This window comes from Streptomyces sp. CLV115, from assembly GCF_038448545.1.
GTDB lineage: Bacteria > Actinomycetota > Actinomycetes > Streptomycetales > Streptomycetaceae > Streptomyces > Streptomyces sanglieri.
The window spans coordinates 1-5,102 of record NZ_JBCEWQ010000281.1; the positions used below are offsets into that span (position 1 = coordinate 1).

Consider the following 5,102-nt stretch of genomic DNA (forward strand, 5'->3'; position numbering starts at 1 on the left):
GCGCCGACTCCCGTTCCTCCAGGGGCTCCTCGCCCCGCTCCGCGCAGGAACGCGCGTAGAGGCGCACCAGGTCGTGGTAGCGGTAGCGGCCGGGGGCGGCCGACTCCACGAGGCTGGTGTCCACCAGCGCCTCGGCCTGGCGGCCGCTGCGGTACAGGGCGACCATCAGCAGCTCGCGCAGCCGCTCCCGCAGCGGGTGCGCCGCCGTGAGCGCGGTCAGCTCGGAGACCGCCTCGGCGTGACAGCCGACCTCCAGGTCCAGGTCCAGGCGGGTCTCGGTGAGCTGGAGCCGCCATTCCTCCAGGCGGGTGCGCTGGTTCTCGGCGTACGGTCCGGGCACCGAGGCCAGCGCCTCGCCGTCCCACAGCCCGAGCGCCTTGTTGAGGAGGGTCCGGGCCTGGCAGCGGTCGCCGGAGGCCCGCGCCTTGTCCGCGTCGGCCGCCAGCCCCTGGGCCACCGTCACGTCCAGCGCGTCGTGGCCGGCCCGGATCGCGTACCCGCCGGCGTCGCTGACCAGCGTCTGCGGGTCGAGCACCTTGCGCAGCCGGGAGGCGTACGTACGTATCGTGGCGAGCGCCTGGGAGGGCGGTTCTTCGCCCCAGATCGCGTCGATGAGCTCCGAGGCGGTGGCCGTGCGGCCACCGCGCAGCAGGAGCGCCGCCAGCAGGGCGCGCTGCTGCGGCGAGCCGGACGACAGCGCTTCGCCGTCCCGCCATGCCCGTACCGGACCGAGTACGGAGAAGCGCAGATCGACGCCGCCCGCCGACCGCTGTTGTGGAGCGCGCTGCTCCGGAACACGCACGTGTGGCCCGATGTCACCGTCCATTGCTGCCCCCTGCCCTGCTCGCCCCGCCTGTGCTGCCCATCTTGCTTGATGCTGCCCGCCTGGATTGCCCGCCCATGTGGCGTCCGGGGCGGGGGATCCGGATTGGTCGGTACCGCTGGTATCGCGGTCAACAGTCTGCCTTGTCTTGGGTGGCACGTCAGCAGTGGGTGACTCTCTGCACAAGCCCTCGACAACGATTACCGGGCGGGGTCCGGTCCGAGGAGCTGACGGTTCGTCAGATCAGCGCTACGGTGGTGTGCATGGAGACCTTCCCGAAGATCATCTCGGTGGACGACCACACGGTGGAGCCCCCTCATGTCTGGCGGGACCGGCTCCCGTCCAAGTACCTCGACCGCGGCCCGCGGATCGTTCGCGCCCCGCTCAAGGAAATGACCTTCATGGGCGGGAAGTTCGCGCCCGTGATGGGCGCGAAGGGCGTCGACGGGCCGATCGGCGACTGGTGGGTGTACGAGGACCTGCACCGCCCGCTGACCCGGCTCGACACCGCGGTCGGCTACGACCGGGACGAGATCAAGCTGGAGATCATCACCTACGAGCAGATGCGTCCGGGTTCGTTCTCGGTCCCCGACCGGCTCGCCGACATGGATGTCAACCACGTCCAGTCCGCGCTCTGTTTCCCCACCTTCCCGCGTTTCTGCGGCCAGACCTTCACCGAAGCGAAGGACCGCGAACTGGGGCTGCTCGGAGTGCGCGCGTACAACGACTGGATGGTCGAGGAGTGGTGCGGGCCCGAGGCGCACGGCCGGCTCGTCCCGCTCACCCTGATCCCGCTCTGGGACGCGGAGCTGGCCGCGGCCGAGGTCCGGCGCAATGCGGCGCGGGGGGTGCGTGCGGTGGCGTTCTCCGAGATACCCCCGCACCTCGGACTGCCCTCGATTCACACGGACGAGTGGGATCCGTTCCTGCGGGCCTGTGACGAGACCGGGACGGTGATCGCCATGCACATCGGCTCGTCCTCGAAGATGCCGTCCACCTCGGCGGACGCCCCGCCGGCCGTCGGATCCACCATCACCTTCGCCAACTGCTGCTTCTCGATGGTCGACTGGCTGATGAGCGGCAAGTTCGAACGCTTCCCGAACCTCAGGATCATGTACGCGGAGGGGCAGATCGGCTGGATCCCGTACATCCTGGAACGTGCCGATGTGGTCTGGGAGGAGAACCGGGCCTGGGGCGGCGTCGCCGACAAGGTCCACCGCCCGCCGTCGGAGCTGTTCTCCGAGCACGTCTTCGGCTGCTTCTTCGACGATGCCTTCGGACTGAAGAACCTGGACTCGATCGGGGTCGGGAACGTCCTGTACGAGACGGACTACCCGCACTCCGACTCCACCTGGCCCAAGTCGCGCGAGGTCGGCGAGGCGCAGATGGGGCATCTGGACGCCGATGTGGTGGACCGGATCGTGCGCCGCAACGCGATCGACCTGCTGGGGCTGACGGACGACGGGCTGTGGGCGGGGCCCGGGGCGTGACCCACCCGGGGCCGGAAGGGGACGCGGCAGACACCCTTCCGGCCCGGGTTCACACGGCGGTGCCGGGTCCATCGGACCCATCGGACCCACCGGACCCACCGGGTCCATCGGGTCCATCGGGTCCATCGGGTCCATCGGGTCCATCGGATCCGTGCGGCGGTGCCGGGTCCGGGTCCGGTTCCCGGGGCCGGTTACTGCCGGGCCCGGGCGACCGGTTCCGGCGGTGTCAGGCCCGGACGACCGGCTCCTGGAGCTCCGTCACCCACTCGTCCCGGTCCTCGGGGCACTCCAGGCTGATCTCCCGGGCGTACCCCGCGGACCGGTAGCCGTTGGCGTCGATCCAGCGGGCCAGCGTCTGGGACGTCGGCAGCACGCCGTCCATCGAACCCCGGTGGACGACGGTCGCCGCCTCGAACGGGGGCAGCTCGACCACCGTGATCCCGGTGTCGCCCAGCGGGCCCACCGGGGCGGACACCGTGACCCCCGCGTGCACGACGACCGCGCCGCCGCCCTCCGGGGCGTCCTCGTAGTGCGCGATCCCGGGACCGCTCGGAGCGACGCCCGCCTCGCCCAGCAGCGGGAACAGCCGGTCGTACAGCGGGCCGATCACCAGAGAGATCTCCTCCGGCCCGAAGCCGGTCGCGGTGGCGGTCAGCTCGGCGACCCGTACCGCAGCAACATTCTTGACGACGACATCGTCCACGGACATGCTTCCCTCGCTCTCGATCGACCGGAGCCTCGCCTCGACCTGCGTCAGCCGCGCGGCCGCCGCCCTCATGGCCTCCTCCAGCTCCGCCCGGCGCAGCCGCAGCATCCCGCGCAGCTCCTCCGGGCCCACCTGCTCGTCGAGGATGGCCCGCACCTGCTGGAGCGTGAAGCCGAGATCCTTGAGGGCGATGACGCGGTTGAGACGGGCGAGCTGGGCGGCGCCGTAGAAGCGGTAGCCGGTGGCGGGGTCGGTACGGTCCGGGCGCAGCAGCCCGATGGCGTCGTAGTGACGCAGCATCCGGGCCGACACCCGTCCGTACCGGACGAAGTCTCCGATGGTGAACATGATGTCTCCCAGCCCACCGCCTCACACGGTGTCAAGGTCAAGCGCCGTCGCCCTGCGGGCCCGCAGCGAAGGAAAAGAAGGGCGGGGGGAGAGGAGGAGGAACGGAAAAGGGGGCGGAAAGAGGGGGGAAAGGCAGGAGCCCCGTTCCCCGCCGAAGCGGAGGAGCGGGGCTCCTTGGGTACTACTAGCCGGCCGCGATCGGCCGACCCGGGCAACTAGGCCGGGGTGACGTTCTCAGCCTGCGGACCCTTGGGTCCCTGAGTGACGTCGAAGTTCACGACCTGGTTCTCCTCAAGGGAGCGGAACCCGGACGCGTTGATCGCGGAGTAGTGGACGAAGACATCCGGGCCGCCGCCGTCCTGGGCGATGAAGCCGAAGCCCTTTTCAGCGTTGAACCACTTGACGGTTCCGGTAGCCATAAGCCCTCCTTGGGCCAAAGGGTTGCCCTGCTCCAGAACCTGCAAAGAAGTCTGAAAACTACAAAAGCCTGCGGGTTACATGCTCCGCAGGCTCTGTACTGCAAGGGAAACCAAACTGCAACTTGCGTCGAGCCTAGCACGCAGCGTGTATCGAAGGGTAGAGGGAAAGATCACTTCACTCGGATGTTTGATTGCCGTGCTGATGAGCTGACGAAGTGGGCCTACGAACGGGTGTCCTGGGGGTGACTTCAGGGCGTACGGAGGGGGTCCGAGGCCCCTCCCGGAGCGCCTCGGGAGTGAGCCGGAGTGCTTTGAGGGTGAGCCGGAGTGCCTTGGGGGTGAGATCGGGTGCGCCCCGCGCCCCCGGTGGCGTCCGGATCGCGCCACAGGTCTAGCCTCGCGATGTGGACAATTCAACCGTCTCAACCGTCGCAGGCGACGACCGTCGCAGCCGGCCGCGCGTCGGCCACATCCAGTTCCTGAACTGCCTTCCCCTGTACTGGGGACTGGCGCGCACCGGAACCCTGCTCGACCTGGAGCTCTCGAAGGACACCCCGGAGAAGCTCAGCGAACAGCTGATCAGGGGCGATCTGGACATCGGCCCCGTCACCCTGGTCGAGTACCTGCGCAACGCCGACGACCTGGTCGCCTTCCCCGACATCGCGGTGGGCTGCGACGGGCCCGTCATGTCGTGCGTGATCGTGTCGCAGGTGCCCCTGGACCAGCTCGACCGGGCCCGGGTGGCCCTCGGCTCGACCTCGCGCACCTCGGTCCGGCTGGCCCAACTGCTGCTCGCCGAGCGGTACGGGGTCAGCCCGGACTACTACACCTGCCCGCCGGACCTCGGCCTGATGATGCAGGAGGCGGACGCCGCCGTGCTGATCGGCGACGCCGCGCTGCGCGCCAACCTGCACGACGCGCCCCGGCTCGGCCTCCAGGTCCACGACCTGGGGCAGATGTGGAAGGAATGGACCGGGCTGCCGTTCGTCTTCGCGATCTGGGCGGCCCGCAAGGACTATCTGGCGGCCGAGCCGGACCGGGTGGGCAAGGTGCACGAGGCGTTCCTGGCCTCGCGGGACCTCTCCCTGGAGGAGGTCACCAAGGTCGCTGAGCAGGCGGCGCGCTGGGAGGCCTTCGACTCGGAGGTGCTGGAGCGGTACTTCACGACCCTGGACTTCCGCTTCGGACCGGACCAGCTGGCGGGCGTGCGGGAGTTCGCGCGCCGGGTCGGCCCGACGACCGGCTTCCCGGCCGACGTGAACGTCGAACTGCTCGGCGGCTGAGGCCCGTCGGGGGCGGGGGCAGGGGGCGAGAGC

Annotated in this window: 5 protein-coding genes; 2 read left to right on the plus strand and 3 right to left on the minus strand. The window is 69.8% G+C overall.

Annotated elements, in window-relative coordinates; genetic code table 11:
* A partial coding sequence (locus AADR41_RS41095; RefSeq protein WP_342287493.1) for an AfsR/SARP family transcriptional regulator occupies positions 1–826 on the minus strand: 826 nt, incomplete at its 3' end.
* 260 nt (positions 827–1,086) lie between these two features.
* Between AADR41_RS41095 and AADR41_RS41100 the strand changes: the two genes are divergently transcribed.
* Positions 1,087–2,313 carry an amidohydrolase family protein gene (locus AADR41_RS41100; protein ID WP_342287494.1) on the plus strand — a complete coding sequence of 409 codons (1,227 nt, stop codon included), beginning with the start codon at positions 1,087–1,089 and terminating at the stop codon, positions 2,311–2,313.
* Positions 2,314–2,539: 226 nt separating this feature from the next.
* Here the strand turns inward: AADR41_RS41100 and AADR41_RS41105 are convergent, their stop codons facing one another.
* Together AADR41_RS41105 and AADR41_RS41110 are read right to left on the minus strand one after the other, a co-directional pair.
* Positions 2,540–3,367 carry a MerR family transcriptional regulator gene (locus AADR41_RS41105; protein ID WP_342287495.1) on the minus strand — a complete coding sequence of 276 codons (828 nt, stop codon included), beginning with the start codon at positions 3,365–3,367 and terminating at the stop codon, positions 2,540–2,542.
* 215 nt (positions 3,368–3,582) lie between these two features.
* Entirely contained in the window at positions 3,583–3,786 is a 204-nt protein-coding gene (locus AADR41_RS41110) for a cold-shock protein (protein WP_003967102.1), read from the minus strand.
* 404 nt (positions 3,787–4,190) lie between these two features.
* Here AADR41_RS41110 and AADR41_RS41115 point away from each other — a divergent pair, with 404 nt between their 5' ends.
* On the plus strand, positions 4,191–5,069 hold the full coding sequence (locus tag AADR41_RS41115; protein WP_342287496.1) for a menaquinone biosynthetic enzyme MqnA/MqnD family protein: 879 nt from the start codon (positions 4,191–4,193) through the stop codon (positions 5,067–5,069).
* Positions 5,070–5,102 lie beyond the last annotated feature (33 nt).

Bases quoted from the DNA above. Each gene is read 5' to 3' on its own strand.
- AADR41_RS41100 (WP_342287494.1), top strand. From the start codon at position 1,087: ATGGAGACCTTCCCGAAGATCATCTCGGTGGACGACCACACGGTGGAG.
- AADR41_RS41105 (WP_342287495.1), bottom strand. From the start codon at position 3,367: ATGTTCACCATCGGAGACTTCGTCCGGTACGGACGGGTGTCGGCCCGG.
- AADR41_RS41110 (WP_003967102.1), bottom strand. From the start codon at position 3,786: ATGGCTACCGGAACCGTCAAGTGGTTCAACGCTGAAAAGGGCTTCGGC.